This window comes from Kitasatospora sp. NPDC058444, assembly GCF_042721415.1.
Lineage (GTDB): Bacteria > Actinomycetota > Actinomycetes > Streptomycetales > Streptomycetaceae > Kitasatospora.
Window position 1 is genome coordinate 546483 of record NZ_JBHXLL010000001.1, and the last position, 15978, is coordinate 562460.

The following is a 15978-nucleotide window of genomic DNA, read 5'->3' on the forward strand; positions in this document are numbered from 1 at the left end:
GCCGTAAGAGTCTTCTCACACTCGCCCCGCTGGCGGCCGTGCCCCGCCACGGGTATCGGGGAGGGCCGTCAGAAGGGGTACCAGCGCACCTCGGTGGCCCCGTCCCGCAGCGAGTCGACCCGGCGCCGGAACTCCTTCAGCGCGGCCGGGTTGCTGGCCGCCTGCTGCGCCACCCAGGAGGCGCTGGCGGTCTCCCGGGCGCCGCGCAGCACCGTGAAGCCGGGCCACTCGCGCACGTCCCAGCCATACGCCTCGGTGAACGCGCGGTACTCCTCGACGGGCACGCCGTAGCGGTCCTGGCTGAGGGCGAGGACCACCAGGTCGTGCTCGCGCAGGTCGTTCGCCATGAACTCCAGGTCGAGCAGCACCGGCCCGTCCGGGCCGATGTGGACGTTGCGCGGCAGCGCGTCGCCGTGGATCACCCCGGGGTGCAGCTGCGGGACGAGGTCGGGCAGGGCGGCCGCGAAGGCGTCCCGGCGGTGGCGCAGGAAGGCGACGTCCACCGGGTCCACATGGCCCTCGGCGGAGGCCAGCCAGCGCTCGACCGGGGCCAGCAGGTCGCGCCGGCCGAGGGTGAAGGGCGGCAACGGCAGCCCGTGCAGGGCGCGCAGCAGCGGGGCGAGGTCGACCGGGCGGGCGGGCCGGACGGCGGGCGCGAGCCGGTGCCAGAAGGTGACCGGGTGGCCGTCGGCCAGCTGCGGCTCGGGCGCCACCGCGTCGTACGGGCGGACCACCGGGACGTCCTGCCCGGCCAGCCAGTGGGCGAGGGCCAGCTCGCGGTGCGCCCGGTCGTAGAGCTCGGGGCCGCGGCCCACCTTGGCGACCACGGCCGGGTCGCCGAGGTCGAAGACGGCGTTCTCGCCGAGCGCGAGCAGCGTGGCCCCGTCGGGGGCGGCCAGCCCGGCCGACTCGCAGGCCCGGGCGAGCAGCACCCGGGCGCGGCCCTCGTCGAAGGGGATCATGACTGGTGTTCCGTTCCGCCGGCGTTCATCCGGGGAATCCCGGACGGTGATCATCATGACGCACGGACGCCGGGCCCCGCGCGCTGCGGGGCCCGGCGTCGGGCGGGTCGGACAGGCCGGCGGGTCGAGCGGGTCGGCGGGTCGGACGGACCAGCAGGTCGAGCGGGTCGGCGGGTCGGACGGACCAGCAGGTCGAGCGGGTCGGCGGGTCGGACGGACCGGCGCGTCGAGCGGGTCGAGGACGCCGGCGGGTCGGGGAGCGTCAGGCCTCGGCCCGGCGGTGGCGCGCCCCCTCCGCCGGGGCGGTCGGCCGGTCGTGCGGGGCCGGGCCGGCGCCGACCGGCGGGAGGGGATCGCCGTGCGAGAGGTCCGGCAGCCGGTTCAGCCAGCGCGGCAGGTACCAGTTGCGCTCGCCCAGCAGGGTCATCACCGAGGGCAGCAGCACCCCGCGGATCACCGTGGCGTCGATCAGCACCGCGACCGCCAGGCCCACGCCCATCTGCTTCATCACCTGCATGGACAGCGAGCCGAAGACCGAGAACACCGCCACCATGATCACCGCGGCGCTGGTGACCACCCCGGCCGTGGAGCGGATGCCGTGGGCGATCGCGGCCCGGGTCGGCAGGCCGCGGTCGTGGCCCTCCTTGATCCGGGAGACCACGAAGACGTGGTAGTCCATCGAGAGCCCGAAGAGGATCACGAAGAGGAACAGCGGCACCCAGGACTCCACCGCGCCGACCCCGGCGGTGCCCAGCAGCGAGGCGCCCATGCCGTGCTGGAAGACCAGCGTCAGCACCCCGTACGCGGCACCGACCGAGAGCAGGTTGAGCACCACGGCGGTGAGGGCGACGACCGGGGAGCGGAAGGAGGTGAGCATCAGCAGGAAGGCGAGGACCACCACGAAGCCGAAGACCAGCGGCATCGAGTCGGTCATCTTGCGGTTGAAGTCGTACGAGCTCGCGGTCTGGCCGGTGACGGGTGCCTCGGTGCCGGGCACCTTGAGCACGGTGGCGGGCACCAGGTCCTCGCGCAGGCTCCTCAGGGCCTCGTTGCTGGTGGTGTCGTTGCCGGAGCCGTTGAGCGGGATGTCGACGGTGGCCACGTTCCGGTCGGGGTGCACGGCGACCTCGACCGGGCCGTGCATCCGCCCGCCGGACAGCGCCCGGGCCTTGAGCTCGGCGATCGCGGCGGTCATCGCGGGGGAGTCGATGTCGGCGGCCTTGATCACCACGGTGGCGGGGGCGGGGCTGCCGGGGAAGGCGGCCTCGATCCTCTGCGAGACGGCGACCAGGGCGTTGCCCCGGGGCAGCTGCTGCTGGAAGGTCAGCTTCGCGGTGTGCATGGTGAGCAGCGGTGCGGCCAGGGCCAGCAGGAAGGCGCAGGCGAGCACGGTGGCGGCCAGCGGTCGGCGCAGCACCGGGGTCAGCACCGCGTTCCAGATCCGTCCGCCGTCCTGTGCGGCGCCCGGCCGGCGCAGCTTGGCGAGGAGCGGCACCCGGCCCTTCTCGACCCGGTCGCCGAGCAGCGACAGCAGCGCGGGCAGCACGGTGAGCGAGCCGAGCACGGCGGTGATCACGACCACGATGGTGGCGAAGGCCATCGCCTTGAAGGTGGCGATCCCGGTGAGGAACATCCCGGCCATGGCGACCACCACGGTGACGCCGGAGACCAGCACCGCCCGCCCGCTGGTGGCGGCGGCCACGGCCAGCGCGGTGGCGGCGTCGCGCCCGGCGGCCCGCTCCTCGCGCTCGCGGCGCAGGTAGAAGAGGCAGTAGTCGACGCCGACGGCGAGGCCGACCAGCAGCATCACCGAGGAGGCGTCGCCGCTGGTGTGCAGGAACCCGCTGCCGAGGGCGACCAGTCCGGCGGCGGCGACGAAGGCGGTGAGCGCGAGCACCACCGGCAGCACGGCGGCGACCAGCGCGCCGAAGGCGACCAGCAGGATGCCGAGGGCGAGCGGCACGGCGGTCCACTCGGCGCGGGCGAAGTCGTTCTTGAGCTGGTCCTGCATCCACTTGCCGGAGCTGGCGTCGCCGAGCTGGACCACGGTCAGCTCGGTGTGCTGCCGCTGCACGCCGGCCACCGCGTCCAGCACCGGCTGGACGTGGTCGGGCGCCTGCGCGCGGTCGCCCTTGAGCGTCAGCGTCACGAGCGCGGAGTGGCCGTCCGCGGAGACCGCCTTGGTGTCGTACGGCGAGCGGACCTCGGCGGCCTCGCCGGTGCCGTTCACGGCGGCGACCACCTGGCCGACGGCGGCGTGGAACTCCGGGTCGTCGGCGCTTCGGGTGGCGCTCTGGACCAGGACGGTCTCGCTCGCCGGGCTCTGCAGCCCGGCCTCGTCGAGGATCCGTGCGGCCCGGGAGACCTGCCCGGGGACCTGCTCGGCGTCGGTGATCTTCGTGCTGCCGTGGGCGGTGCCGAGCGCGGCGGCCAGGACGACGAAGAGCAGCCAGCCGAACACGGCGGTCTTGCGGTGCCGGGCGCTCCAGGCACCCATCGCGGCCGCCGGGCCGAGTCTGGACTTCACGGGCTTCACGGTGGTTCTTCCCCCCTGGGAGAGCGGCGGTCGGCGCCGGACGGGAGCGGCGGCCCTGGGTCGGGTGCCGCCGGCCTGCGTGCGCCGGGTGCGGTCCGGCGTCCCGATCGACAGTAGGGAAGCGGGAGTTGACGGGTAATCCGGCTGGCGGGTGGCCGTTTCCTGGTGCTCTCCCGGGGGCCGCGGTGGGGTTTTCCCTACCCCCGGACCCCGAGATCTCCTCCTGGGGGGTAGGGGATGCTCCTCCACCCTGAGGGGGAGAAGACTCCACCCGGAGCACGAGGTCGACGGGGTCGCGGGCAGGGGAAACTGGGTCGGGGCCGCTTCGGGGCGGCCCACGGGGGTTGAAGCACGCGAAAACTGCTTGCCGGGCGGCAAGCAAGTGCCCGTAGGATGATGCCCCAGATCCACTTACCTGCCGACCGGCAAGGGAGTGCCCATGGGGCTCTCCCCGAGCCGGCCTTGCCGTTGCCCAGCGTCCCGTCCCCCAAGGGCTGCGGTGAACCATGCCCAGGAGGCATCACGAGCATGTTCCACCGACTAGGACAATTCGTCGTTCGCCGCGCGTGGTGGGTCATCGCCGCGTGGGTGGTCGCGATGATCGCCATCGTCGCGACGGCACCCAAGGTCACCTCGCAGACGGACGAGTCCGCGTTCCTGCCCAAGCACTACGAGTCCATCCAGGCGGCGCAGCTCCAGGAGCAGGCGTTCCCGGCCAGCTTCACCCCGTCCGCGCTGGCGCTCTTCGAGCGCAACGACGGCGGCGCGCTGAACGAGGACGACAAGGCCGCGATGGCCAGGATCGTCCAGGGCCTCACGGACAAGAAGATCGAGGCCGTCGAGAAGATCATCCCGGTCGGCGAGCAGACCACGTCCAAGGACGGCAAGTACGCGCTCGCCCCGATAGCCATCGACAAGACCAAGCAGCAGGACCCCAAGGCGTTCGGCGACGTCGCCAAGCACCTCCGCGAGGAGGGCAAGGCGCTCGCCTCGGGCAGCAACGTCAAGTTCCAGCTCGGCGGCGCCGCCGCGCAGTCGCTGGACCAGCAGGAGGCCTCCGGCTCGGCCGACGCCCTCATCGGGATGGCGACGATCGTCCTGGTCGCGATCATCGTCGGGTTGATCTTCCGCAGCATCCTGGCCGGCCTCCTGCCGCTCCTGGTCTCGCTCGTGGTCGCCATGCCGACCTCCAACGGCCTGATCAACTACGCCACCAAGGCCTTCGGCCTCGAGACCACCCCGATCCTCTCGGCGATCCTGATCGTCGTCGTGCTCGGTGTCGGCACGGACTACTTCCTCTTCCTGGCGTTCCGCTACCGCGAGCGGCTGCGGGCCGGTGACGACCGCAAGGAGGCCGTGGCCAACGCGGTCGGCCGGGTCGGCGAGGCGATCGCCTCGGCCGCCGGCGCGGTCACCGTCGCGTTCGCCGTGCTGATCCTCTCCAGCCTGGGCATGTTCAAGGCCCTCGGCCCCGCACTGGCCATCGCCGTCGTGGTCACCGCTTTCGCCTCGCTCACCCTGGCCCCCGCCCTGCTCGCGGTCATCCCGGCCCGTGCCGTGTTCTGGCCCGGCAAGAAGTGGATGCGGGAGCCGAACGACGCGCGCTTCGCCGCGCTCGGCCGGATCGTGCAGAAGCGCCCGGCCGCGGTCGCGCTCGCCTCCGGCGGCGTGCTGCTGGCGCTGTCCGCCGGCGCCCTGAGCTACAACGGCACCTTCGACCTGGCGGGCAGCTCCATGCCCAAGGAGAAGGAGTCGATGGTCGTCCAGGACAAGATGATCAACGGCTTCTCCGCCGGCGCGGCCGACCCGACCCACGTCTTCCTGACCAACACCAGCGGCGCCAAGCTCGACCCGGCGGCGTTCGAGTCCTACGCCGCCAAGCTCGGCGGGGTGTCCGGAGTGGCCCAGGCCGCGCCGAAGCCCCAGCTCAGCGCCGACGGCGTGACGGCCGACTTCACCGTCATGCTGACCCACAAGCCGGACAGCAACGAGGCGATCGACACTCTCACGCAGCTCCGGGAGGTCGCGCACGGCCAGGCGCCGGCCGGGACCTCGGCGAAGGTCGGCGGCCTGACCGCCGTCTACAAGGACATCAACCTCGCGATGACCCACGACTACAAGTTGGTCTTCCCGATCGCGGGTCTGCTGATCCTGCTCATCCTCGCCCTGCAACTGCGCAGCGTGGTCGCCCCCTGGTACCTGATGGCCTCGGTGGGCCTCGGCTTCACCGCCACCCTCGGCAGCACCACGCTGCTCTTCCAGAACATCGGCGGAGAGACCGGCCTGATGTTCATGCTGCCGATCCTCATCTACCTCTTCGTGGTGGCGATCGGCACCGACTACAACATCCTGATCATCGCCCGCCTCCGCGAGGAGGCCCGGGAGGGTCGCAGCCCGCGTGACGCGGCGCGCGAGGCGCTGCGCCACGGCGGCCCGACCGTCGCGGCGGCCGGCTTCATCCTGGCGGCGTCCTTCGCGACCTTCATGCTCGCGGGCAACATCTTCATGCTGGAGTTCGGCTTCGCGATGGCCTTCGGCATCATCCTGGCCGCCTTCGTGATGGCGATGTTCTTCACCCCGGCGCTCACCGCGCTGATCGGCAACAAGGCCTGGTGGCCCGGCCACGGCGCCGACCCGGGCCACGGACACGGCCACGGCCCGGCCCCGCTGGCCGACCCGCACGGCGTGCCGGAGCCGGCCGGCCGGCGCTGATCCGACCGGCCCGTGAGGCAAGGCGGCGTCCCGCTTCGGCGGGGCGCCGCTGCCCCTTTCCCGGAGCCGCCAAACGTGATCTCCGAGGCGGAAAATCCCCGGTCAACCCCGGTTCCACCGTGCTACAGTCGAAGCAGTTGCAGTTTTGGTTCCCATGAACGTGGTGTGCGCCTGCTGGTTCCAACCGACAGGCGCATTTGTTTTGTCCGGTGTTTCAGTCTCCGGATGGGGATCGCGGCTACTTGGGGACTCACGAGGTGTGGGTCCCTGATGCCCCAGTTAGAGGAGACGGTTATGGCTACCGGCACCGTGAAGTGGTTCAACAGCGAAAAGGGCTTCGGCTTCATCGAGCAGGATGGCGGCGGCGCCGACGTGTTCGCCCACTACTCGAACATCCAGGCTCAGGGCTTCCGTGAGCTGTTCGAGGGCCAGAAGGTCGAGTTCGACGTCACCCAGGGCCAGAAGGGCCCGCAGGCCGAGAACATCCAGATCATCGGCTGACGTCAGCTCCACGCTGACTCGCGATCATCGCGAAGCGGGGGCCCGCACCGCACGGTGCGGGCCCCCGCTCATGCCGCCGTACGGCCGGGGCGGCGCACTCTTTCCTCCGACGGCCGACCCAGCCCGTACCCCGGGCTGCCGACCGACGGACGGAGATCCCGTGACCACCCCTGCCCGCCCGCCGCGCGACCGCGGCCCCCGCACCACCGACCAGGCCCGCCGCACCGCCGGCGGCGACCGCCCGCGCAAGCCGCGCGGCCGCGGCGCAGCCCCCAAGCAGGGCCGCCCCGCCGCCGTCCCCGAGGCCACCGAGTTCACCGTGGTCCAGGGCACCCCGGCCCGGCCCCCGGCGGCCTCCTTCGCCGAGCTCGACCTCCCCAAGGGGATCCTCGCCGCGCTCACCCGTGAGGGCGTCACCGAGCCCTTCCCGATCCAGGCCGCCACGCTGCCCGACTCGATCGCCGGGCGCGACGTGCTCGGCCGTGGCCGCACCGGCTCCGGCAAGACCCTGGCCTTCGGCCTGCCGCTGCTCGCCCGTACCGCCGGCCGGCGCGCCGACGCCCGGTACCCGCTGGCGCTCGTCCTGGTGCCCACCCGCGAGCTGGCCCAGCAGGTCACCGACGCGCTCACCCCGTACGCCACCGCCGTCAACCTGCGGATCACCACCGTCGTCGGCGGCATGTCGATCAACCGGCAGGCCAACGCGGTGCGCCGCGGCACCGAGGTGCTGGTGGCCACCCCGGGCCGGCTGGACGACCTGATCGGGCGCGGTGACGTCAACCTCTCCGACGTCGCGATCACGGTCCTCGACGAGGCCGACCAGATGGCCGACATGGGCTTCCTGCCGCAGGTCAGCAAGCTGCTGGAGCAGGTCGCCGAGGGCGGGCAGCGGATGCTGTTCTCCGCCACCCTGGACCGCAACGTCGACCGGCTGGTCAAGCGCTTCCTGACCGACCCGGTGACCCACTCGGTCGACCCCTCGGCCGGCGCCGTCAGCACCATGGACCACCACGTCCTCCAGCTGGAGCAGACCGACAAGGCCTCCGCCACCGCGCACATCGCCTCCCGCGACGGCCGCGTGATCATGTTCGTGCACACCAAGCACGGCGCCGACCGGCTGGCCAAGCAGCTGCTCGCCAACGGCGTGAAGGCCGCCGCCCTGCACGGCGGCAAGTCCCAGCCGCAGCGCAACCGGGTCCTGGACCAGTTCCGGGACGGCCACGTCACCGCGCTGATCGCCACCAACGTCGCCGCCCGCGGCATCCACATCGACGGCCTGGACCTGGTCGTCAACGTGGACCCGCCGGTCGACCACAAGGACTACCTGCACCGCGGCGGCCGCACCGCCCGCGCCGGCGAGTCCGGGACGGTCGTCACCCTGGTGCTGCCCGAGCAGCGCCGCGAGGTCAACCGGCTGATGACGGTCGCCGGCATCCGTCCGACCGTCACCAAGATCCGCCCGGGCGACGCCGACCTGGCCCGGATCACCGGCGCCCGCACGCCCAGCGGCGTCGCGGTGACGCTGGCCGTGCCAGTCGTCGCGAACCAGGCCGCCGGCGCGGCGGCCGAGGCCGGCGCCGGCAAGCCCGCCGGGGCCAAGACCGGTGCCCCGCGCCGCCGGCCGGGCAAGCGCTCCGCGCTGCCCGCCGACGTCGACATGAACGGCAACCCGCGCCGCCCCCGCCCCAAGCAGCGCATGGGCGCCGCCGCCCAGGGCGACCGCCCGCAGGCGGCCGGTTTCATCGGCCGCTCCTCGGGCCGCGCCAAGCCCGGCAGCGGCTCCAAGTCCGGCTCCAACTACGGCACCGGCCGCCAGCGCCGCAAGGCGGACTGACGCCCTTCCGGCCCGACGACGGCCCGTCCGCTCCGACGACGGCCCGGCTCCCCCGCCAGGGGGGAGCCGGGCCGTTCGCGTTCCGGCCGCCCTGCTTCGCCGTGCCTCCTCGGCGCTCTCCCCGCACGGCCCTCCTCCGGCCCGGCCGCGCGCTCCCGGCGAAACTGCCGCTCGGGCCGACGGCCCTGCTCAGCCCCGCCGCATCCGGCAGATGCCGGTGACCTGCCGGTTGACGGCCGACCGCGCACCCCCGAGTCTTTCCCGCGACCAACCGTCCGACGCGCCGTCACCAGACGGGCGTGGACGGTGAGTCGACGCGATCCCCCGATCCGGAAGGACGACCCTCCCATGCGCCGAACCACCGCCGTACTGACCACCGCCCTGCTCGCCGGGGCCGCCGCGCTGGTCGCACCGGCCACCGCGGCCCAGGCCGCCCCCGCCTGCAGCGCCTACGCCGGCGCCTGGAGCGCCGTCGGCACCTGTAGCGGCCTCGACCCGATGCAGACCTGGACCGTGACGGCCAGCTGCCTCTACTGGGACTCCACCCACACCATGCAGTTCTCCCGCCCCGCCATCGGCGGCCTGGCGATGGGCGACGGCACCGTCTCCGCCTCCTGCATGATCGGCGACAGCGTGATGTTCCCGCGCGTCGTCCTCGGCGCCACGCCGCCGGCCGGCCCGACCGGCCAGATCACCGGCTACGCGAGCAAGTGCGTCGACGTGAAGGGCGCCAACACCGGCAACGGCACCGCCGTCCAGATCTACGACTGCAACGGCACGGTCGCGCAGAAGTGGCGGATCGGCGTCGACGGCACGATCCGCGCCCTCGGCAAGTGCCTGGACGTCTCGGGCGGGAACACCGGCAACGCCACCAAGGTGCAGATCTACGACTGCAACGGCACCGGCGCCCAGCAGTGGCAGGCCCGGGCCGACGGCTCGCTGCTGAACCCGCAGTCCGGCCGCTGCCTGGACGACCTCGGCTTCTCCACCGCCAACGGCAACCAGCTGGGCATCTGGGACTGCAACGGCGCCGAGAACCAGAAGTGGGTCCTCCCGGTCTGACGGCCGTCCCCGGTCCGGCCCTTCCGGTCCGCCGCCTCTGACCCGGCACCGCCCGCCCGCGGCCCGGCCCCCGTTCACCCGGGGGCCGGGCCGTACGCGATCCGGCCGGATCGGCGGCGTGCCCGACCTGCCCGGGTCGTTCCGGGCCCGTACCGTACCCGCCCCGTGCGTGGGCGGACCGGTGGCGTGATCTTCACCCCGCCCCGTTGACCGTGGACGCGACCTGCCCGAAGCTTTCGCGCGGCCCACATGAAGATCACATTGATTCCACGAGTGCTTCACATGCGGGTTGCCCGGTTCACCCTCCCCGGAAGGACTCTCCCATGCGTCGTACCGCCGCCCTGTTCGCCACCGCACTGCTCGCCGGTGCCGCCGCGCTGACCGCGCCCGCCGCCGGTGCCGCCGAGAGCACGACCCGGAGCACGACGAACAGCACCGTCCCGGGCCCGGGCGGCGTCGGGAGCTGCACCGTCGACGACGCCCCCCTGAACCCGGTCGGCACCTGTACGGGCATCGACCCGATGCAGACCTGGCGCGTCGGGGTCGACTGCAGGGGCTACGACTGGACCTGGCACGTCCCCATCTACGAGTCGTCGGTCGGCAACTGGGTCACCGGCAGCGGCACCGGTTCCTCCGCCTCGTGCCGGTACCCGTTGACGCCGGGTCTGGGCTGGATCCAGTTCGGTCCGGCGGTACCGGCCGGGCCGGTCGGTCGGATCACCGGGATCGCGGGCAAGTGCCTGGACGTGCGCGGCGGCAGCACCGCCAACGGCACCCAGACCCAGATCTGGGACTGCCTGGGCAACGTGAACCAGACCTGGAAGGTCGGCACCGACGGCACCGTGCGGGCGGTCGGCAACTGCCTGGACGTCGAGGGCGGGCGCACCGGCAACGGCACGCTGGTGCGGACCTGGGAGTGCAACGGCAGCGGTGCCCAGAAGTGGCAGGCCCGTTCGGACGGTTCGCTGGTCAACCCGCAGTCGGGCCGCTGCCTGGACGTCCGGGGCGTCTCCAGTGAGAACGGCGCGGTCCTGCAGATCTGGGACTGCTTCGGCGCCACCGCCGTCAACCAGGTCTGGCACCTGCCCGTCTGACACCCGCCGCGGTGGCCGAGTACCGGCACCGCAAGGCCTCGTGACGCTCAGGCGGTGAGGGCCGGGGCCGCCTCGGCGGTCCGGCGGGCCGCGTCGTGGCGTTCCAGGAGGAGGGCGGCCACCTCGGGGGCGGGACCGAGGACGCCGGCCAGGACGTCCGCCCCGGCCTCCTCGGCGGCGGCCGCGATGCGGTCGGGGAGCAGGCCCGGGGCCAGCAGGTAGGGGGCGACGGCGGTGCGTCCGGCGCCCGCGGCGCGCAGGGCGGCCAGGGCGTCGGGCACGCGCGGGCCCGCGGCGGAGGCGTAGGCGACCTCGACGGCCGCCCAGCCGCGGGTACGGCGCCACTCGGCGGCGACCGCGCGGGTCGCCGCGTCGGCGGCCGGGTCGGAGGAGCCGGCCGCCGCCAGCACGACGCCGGTCCGGGCCCGGACGGCGGCCGAGCCGACCGCCAGACCGGCCTCGGCGAGCCGGCGGTCCAGCGCGGCGAGCAGCGGGGCGGAGGGGCCGAGCACGTCCGCGACCGGCAGCCGGGCGCCGGCGGCGCGCAGCGCGGCCGGGATGTCGTGCTTGGCGTGGAACGCCCGGTTGAGCAGCAGCGGCACCGCCACCGCGTCCGTCAGCCGCCCGACCACCTGCGGGATCCGCGGCGCGCAGTGGTCCAGGTAAGCGGTGGCGATCTCGATGCCGGGCCGCTGCGCCCGCACCTCCTCCACGAGCGCGGCCACCGTCGCGGCGTGGCGCGGGTCGCGGCTGCCGTGGGCGATCAGGAGGAGGGCGGGCATCAGCGGTGCCTCACTTGCTCGTGGCCAGCAGGCCGCGGTTGCGCAGGACGCGGCGTTCGACGGGGGTGAAGACGAGGAGTTCGATGGCGATGCCGACGAACAGGATGAGGATGATGCCGAGCAGGACGCCGGACATGTCGGAGAACTCGCGCTGGTCCTCCAGGAACCGGCCCAGGCCCCGGCCGAGGTCGGGGGAGGAGGCGACGAGTTCGGCGGCCATCAGGGAGCGCCAGGAGAAGGCCCAGCCCTGCTTGAGGCCGGCGAGGTAGCCGGGCAGGGCGGCGGGGATGAGGACGTGGCGGGCGCCGGTGAGGCCGGTGGCGCCGAGGGTGCGCCCGGCCCGCAGGAACAGCGGGGGGACCTGGTCGATGCCGGCGACCAGGCCGTTGGCGATGGAGGGCACGGCGCCCAGCAGGATGACGGCGTACATCATCGAGTCGTTGATGCCGAGCCAGATGACGGCGGCGGGCACCCACGCGACGGAGGGCAGGGACTGCAGGCCCTGCAGGACCGGGCCGATGGCGGTGCGCACGGGCTTGACGCGGGCGACGACCAGGCCGATGGGGGTGCCGATGACCACGGCGAGGAGGAAGCCGGACAGGCCGCGCCAGACGCTGGTCCAGATGATGGAGAGCAGGGTGCCCTGGTACCAGAGGTCCTGGGCGGAGCGCCAGACGTCGGCGGGGCTGGGCAGCTTGTAGGAGGAGGTGAGCTCCAGGCTGTACGCGCCCTGCCACAGCGCGAGCACGACGAGGACGCCGATCAGCGGCGGCAGCGCCTTGCCGCGCAGTGCCTCGCCGAGCGAACCGCGCTGCGCGGTGACGGCGTCGAGGGCGTCCAGGCCCGCGCCGACGTCGACGGTGTCGCTCGCGCTCTGCCCGGCTCTGTCGTGCTTGTCGAGGACCGGGGTGGTGTCAGTGCTGGCCATGGCGACGGATCTCCCCACGCAGTTCTTCGGTGATCTCGATGGACAGGTCGGCGACGCCGGCGGATTCGATGCGGCGCGGCTGGGGCAGGTCGATCTGCCATTCGCGGGCGACGCGCCCGGGGCGGGAGGAGAGCAGGACGACGCGCTGGGCGAGCCGGACGGCTTCGCGGACGTTGTGGGTGACGAAGAGGACGGAGAGCCGGCGTTCGGCCCAGATGCGGGTGATCTCGTCGTGGAGGACGTCGCGGGTGATGGCGTCGAGGGCGGCGAACGGCTCGTCCATGAGCAGGACCTCGCTGCCCTGGGCGAGGGCTCGGGCCATGGCGACGCGCTGGCGCATGCCGCCGGACAGCTCGTGGACGCGCTTGTCGTAGGCGCCGCCCAGGCGGACGAGTTCGAGGAGGCGCTCGGCCTCGGCGCGGCGCTCGGGGCGGGCGACGCCGGCCAGCTTCAGGGCGAGTTCGATGTTCTTGCCGGCGGTGAGCCAGGGGAACAGGGCGTGTTCCTGGAACATCAGGGCGGGCCGCCCGCCGGGCACCTCGATGGTGCCGGCGGTGGGCCGGTCGAGGCCGGCGACGAGGTTGAGCAGGGTGGACTTGCCGCAGCCGGAGGCGCCGAGCAGGGTGACGAACTCGCCGGGGGCGACGTCGAGGGTGATGTCGTCCAGGACGTGGGTCTGGGCGCCGGGGCGGCCGAAGGACTTGTGCACGTGCGAGATCCGGACGGCGGGCGCGCCGCCCTGGGCGTCGACGCCGGGGGCGTCCGCCGAGGTGGTCAGTGCCGGGGTCATCCGGGCACCTCCTGCGTGAGTGGTCATGGGCCCCTCCTGCCCGAGGACGGGCCAGGAGGGAGAGGTCTGCGGGGCCTGCGGGGCCTGCGAGGCCTGTGGGGCCTGCGGGGCGGGGCCGGGGCCCGGGCCCCGCCCGTCCCGGTGGGCATCGATCGGGGATCGACCGGGCGGGCGGGGCCGGACCGCGGAGTCGGGACGAACGGCGGTGCCGCGGGCGCTACTTGGCGCCGAGCCCGGCGTCCGCGACGGTCGGCTGCCCCTGGGCGGCGAGGACCTTGTTCAGCAGGGTGAGGTCGTAGATGCCGTTCAGGTTGGGCTTCTTGAGGAGCCCGGCGGTGACGGCGTGGTCGGCCTCGGCCTGGAGGGTGTTCGCCAGCGGGTCGTCCAGGAAGTCGATGTCGGCCCAGGCCGGGTCGAGGATCGCCGGCTCCAGGGAGTTGCCGGCCTCCTTCTTGATCGCCTCGTTGGCGTCGGCCTTGGCCTTGTCGGAGTCGGCCTTGATGAAGGCGTTGGTCTTCACCGAGCCGCGCAGCACGGCCTCCACCACGTCCGGGTGTTCCTTGAGGAACTTCTGCGAGACGATGATGTTGGTGATCACGAACTTCTTGTCCGGCCAGACGTCCTTCTCGTTGAGCAGGACCTTCGCGCCGAGCGTGACCAGCTTGGAGGCGGTGGGCTCGGGCACCCAGGCACCGTCGATGGAGCCGGACTTGTAGGCGTCGGGGGTGACCTTGTTGTCGGTGCGCACCACCGAGACGTCACCGGCGCCGGAGGCCGCGTCGACCTTGTAGCCCTTGCCCGCGAGGTAGTTGAGCAGCGCCACGTCCTGGGTGTTGCCCAGCTGGGGGGTGGCGATCTTCTTGCCCTTGAGGTCGTCCAGGGAGGCGATCTTGTCCGGGTTGACGACCAGCTTGACGCCGCCGGAGGCGGAACCGCCGATGATCTTCAGGGACTGGCCGTCGGACTTGGTGTAGCCGTTGATCGCGGGGGAGGGGCCGATCCAGCCGATGTCGATGGACCCGGCGTTCAGCGCCTCGATCTCGGCCGGCCCGGCATTGAAGACCTGGGCCTTGACCTGGGTGGAGCCGAGTTCCTTCTGGAATATGCCTTCCTGGAGGCCGACCAGCGGGGTGCCGTGGGTGAGGTTGGCGAAGTAGCCGATCCTCACCGTGTCGGCGGACAGCTTCGCGCCGGAATTCCCGGCGGTGGCAGCGGCGTTGGCCTTGGCGTCGGAGGACTTGTCGTCCGCCTTGGAACCGTAGCCGCAGGCGGACAGCAGGGCGACGGCGGTCAGACCGGCCGCGGCGGCCGCCGCGGTGCGTCTGATCCGGCCGGCGCCGGGGCGGGCCTGGGTATGCGAAGGTGCCTGGTTCGGTGCCATGGTGAGTCCTGTTCGCGGACGGACCGTCAGGAGGCGGTCCCGGGCGGAAGGTACGGGAAGGTGGTGCGCGCGGCAGCGGTGTGCCGGGGCAAGCCGGGCGACTGTGGGGGGAAGACAGCCCGGTGACAGGGCGTACTCAGCCCTGTCGGCCCGCACATCGGGTCAGGCCGCCCTGGCCGCTGCCGAGGACGCCGCTGCCGATGCGGCCGCCTTCCTTGTCCATGCCCGAGAACGCCTCGCTGGGCATCAGACCCAGTCCTCCTCGTCGGGTGTGCCGGTGGTGGGTACGGTGTCGAAGGCCTCGCCCGCCATGCCGGCGGTGAGGGTGGTGCCGTCGGCCGGGTCGATCAGCAGGAACGATCCGGTGCGGCGGTTGTCGGTGTACGGGTCGAGGGCGAGCGGCTCGGCGGTACGCAGGACGACGTGGCCGATGTCGTTGACATTGAGCCCGTCGGCGCCGGAGCGCTGTTCCAGGGTGTCGATGTCGATGCGGTAGGAGATCTCCTTGACGAGCGCGCGGACGGTGCGGGTGGTGTGCTTGAGCAGCACCTTGTCCCCGGCGCGCAGCGGGCGCTCGTTGAGGTGGCTGACGGTGGCCTCGATGTCCTTGGTGGGGACGGGGGCGGGGCCGGCGGCGATGAGGTCGCCGCGCGAGATGTCGAGGTCGTCGGCCAGGCGGACGGTCACGGACTGCGGGGCCCAGGCGAGTTCCGCCTCGCGGCCGAGTGCGTCGATCCCGGTGACGGTGGTGGTGTGGCCGGTGGGCAGGACGGTGACGGGGTCGCCGACGCGTAGGACGCCGGAGGCGAGTTGGCCGGCGTAGCCGCGGTAGTCGGGGTGTTCCTCGGTCTGGGGGCGGATGACGTACTGGACGGGGAAGCGTGCGGGTTCGGCGCCGGGGTCGGTGCCGACGGGGACGGTCTCCAGGTGTTCCAGGAGGGTGGGGCCGCCGTACCAGTCCATGTGCGCGGAGGGTTCGACGACGTTGTCCCCGGCGAGGGCGGAGATCGGGATCGCGAGGACGTCCTTGACGCCGAGCGAGGCCGCGTAGGCGGTGAACTCGGCGGCGATGGCGGCGAAGACGGGCTCGGCGTGGTCGACCAGGTCCATCTTGTTGACGGCGAGGACGACGTGCGGCACCCGCAGCAGGGCGGCGACGGCGGCGTGGCGGCGGGTCTGCTCGACGATGCCGTTGCGGGCGTCGACGAGGACGACGGCGAGTTCGGCGGTGGAGGCGCCGGTGACCATGTTGCGGGTGTACTGCACGTGGCCGGGGGTGTCGGCGAGGATGAAGCGGCGCCGGGGGGTGGCGAAGTAGCGGTAGGCGACGTCGATGGTGATGCCCTGTTCGCGTTCGGCGCGCAGGCCGTCGGTGAGCAGTGCCAGGTCGGGCGTG

The 15978-nt window shown here is 73.0% G+C and carries 12 protein-coding genes; 5 read left to right on the forward strand and 7 right to left on the reverse strand.

Annotation, left to right across the window (positions count from 1 at the left end; translation table 11 throughout):
- Nucleotides 1-68: 68 nt before the first annotated feature.
- Together ACFWP2_RS02510 and ACFWP2_RS02515 are read right to left on the reverse strand one after the other, a co-directional pair.
- The gene (locus tag ACFWP2_RS02510; RefSeq protein WP_380447449.1) at nt 69-962 is read right to left on the reverse strand and encodes a phosphotransferase enzyme family protein; all 894 of its coding nucleotides are present in this window, start codon (nt 960-962) and stop codon (nt 69-71) included.
- A 262-nt stretch (nt 963-1224) separates the two neighbouring features.
- Nucleotides 1225-3459, reverse strand: a complete 2235-nt coding sequence (locus ACFWP2_RS02515) for an MMPL family transporter (RefSeq protein ID WP_380447516.1) — start codon at nt 3457-3459, stop codon at nt 1225-1227.
- A gap of 636 nt (nt 3460-4095) precedes the next feature.
- On the opposite strand from ACFWP2_RS02515, the gene ACFWP2_RS02520 reads away from it, so the two are divergent.
- The 5 genes from ACFWP2_RS02520 to ACFWP2_RS02540 all read left to right on the forward strand — a co-directional run bounded on the left by ACFWP2_RS02520 (nt 4096) and on the right by ACFWP2_RS02540 (nt 10701).
- Complete coding sequence (locus tag ACFWP2_RS02520) at nt 4096-6210, forward strand: MMPL family transporter (protein WP_380447451.1); 2115 nt, start codon at nt 4096-4098, stop codon at nt 6208-6210.
- Between the two features lie 294 nt (nt 6211-6504).
- Nucleotides 6505-6711, forward strand: a complete 207-nt coding sequence (locus ACFWP2_RS02525; protein WP_030060364.1) for a cold-shock protein — start codon at nt 6505-6507, stop codon at nt 6709-6711.
- A gap of 160 nt (nt 6712-6871) precedes the next feature.
- Entirely contained in the window at nt 6872-8545 is a 1674-nt protein-coding gene (locus ACFWP2_RS02530; protein ID WP_380447453.1) for a DEAD/DEAH box helicase, read from the forward strand.
- Between the two features lie 348 nt (nt 8546-8893).
- Nucleotides 8894-9607 carry a ricin-type beta-trefoil lectin domain protein gene (locus tag ACFWP2_RS02535; RefSeq protein ID WP_380447455.1) on the forward strand — a complete coding sequence of 238 codons (714 nt, stop codon included), beginning with the start codon at nt 8894-8896 and terminating at the stop codon, nt 9605-9607.
- A 323-nt stretch (nt 9608-9930) separates the two neighbouring features.
- Nucleotides 9931-10701: a ricin-type beta-trefoil lectin domain protein gene (locus ACFWP2_RS02540; RefSeq protein WP_380447457.1), complete on the forward strand. Its 771-nt coding sequence runs from the start codon at nt 9931-9933 to the stop codon at nt 10699-10701.
- 47 nt (nt 10702-10748) lie between these two features.
- Here ACFWP2_RS02540 and ACFWP2_RS02545 read toward each other — a convergent pair whose 3' ends face one another.
- From ACFWP2_RS02545 to ACFWP2_RS02565, 5 genes are all read right to left on the reverse strand, one after another.
- Nucleotides 10749-11483, reverse strand: a complete 735-nt coding sequence (locus tag ACFWP2_RS02545) for a sirohydrochlorin chelatase (protein WP_380447459.1) — start codon at nt 11481-11483, stop codon at nt 10749-10751.
- 10 nt (nt 11484-11493) lie between these two features.
- A complete protein-coding gene (locus ACFWP2_RS02550) occupies nt 11494-12411 on the reverse strand; it encodes an ABC transporter permease (RefSeq protein ID WP_380447461.1) in 918 nt (305 codons plus the stop codon).
- Entirely contained in the window at nt 12398-13201 is an 804-nt protein-coding gene (locus ACFWP2_RS02555; RefSeq protein WP_380447518.1) for an ABC transporter ATP-binding protein, read from the reverse strand. The genes ACFWP2_RS02550 and ACFWP2_RS02555 overlap by 14 nt, the downstream gene beginning before the upstream one ends.
- Before the next feature lie 217 nt (nt 13202-13418).
- Nucleotides 13419-14582 carry an aliphatic sulfonate ABC transporter substrate-binding protein gene (locus tag ACFWP2_RS02560; protein ID WP_380447463.1) on the reverse strand — a complete coding sequence of 388 codons (1164 nt, stop codon included), beginning with the start codon at nt 14580-14582 and terminating at the stop codon, nt 13419-13421.
- Between the two features lie 246 nt (nt 14583-14828).
- Nucleotides 14829-15978 (reverse strand): sulfate adenylyltransferase subunit 1 (locus ACFWP2_RS02565; RefSeq protein WP_380447465.1); only part of this gene is annotated, 1150 nt, incomplete at its 5' end.

Coding starts and splice junctions, on each gene's coding strand:
- ACFWP2_RS02550 (WP_380447461.1), bottom strand. CDS start 12,411: ATGGCCAGCACTGACACCACCCCGGTCCTCGACAAGCACGACAGAGCC.
- ACFWP2_RS02560 (WP_380447463.1), bottom strand. CDS start 14,582: ATGGCACCGAACCAGGCACCTTCGCATACCCAGGCCCGCCCCGGCGCC.
- ACFWP2_RS02555 (WP_380447518.1), bottom strand. CDS start 13,201: ATGACCCCGGCACTGACCACCTCGGCGGACGCCCCCGGCGTCGACGCC.
- ACFWP2_RS02515 (WP_380447516.1), bottom strand. CDS start 3,459: ATGGGTGCCTGGAGCGCCCGGCACCGCAAGACCGCCGTGTTCGGCTGG.
- ACFWP2_RS02510 (WP_380447449.1), bottom strand. CDS start 962: ATGATCCCCTTCGACGAGGGCCGCGCCCGGGTGCTGCTCGCCCGGGCC.
- ACFWP2_RS02535 (WP_380447455.1), top strand. CDS start 8,894: ATGCGCCGAACCACCGCCGTACTGACCACCGCCCTGCTCGCCGGGGCC.
- ACFWP2_RS02525 (WP_030060364.1), top strand. CDS start 6,505: ATGGCTACCGGCACCGTGAAGTGGTTCAACAGCGAAAAGGGCTTCGGC.
- ACFWP2_RS02520 (WP_380447451.1), top strand. CDS start 4,096: ATGATCGCCATCGTCGCGACGGCACCCAAGGTCACCTCGCAGACGGAC.
- ACFWP2_RS02545 (WP_380447459.1), bottom strand. CDS start 11,483: ATGCCCGCCCTCCTCCTGATCGCCCACGGCAGCCGCGACCCGCGCCAC.
- ACFWP2_RS02540 (WP_380447457.1), top strand. CDS start 9,931: ATGCGTCGTACCGCCGCCCTGTTCGCCACCGCACTGCTCGCCGGTGCC.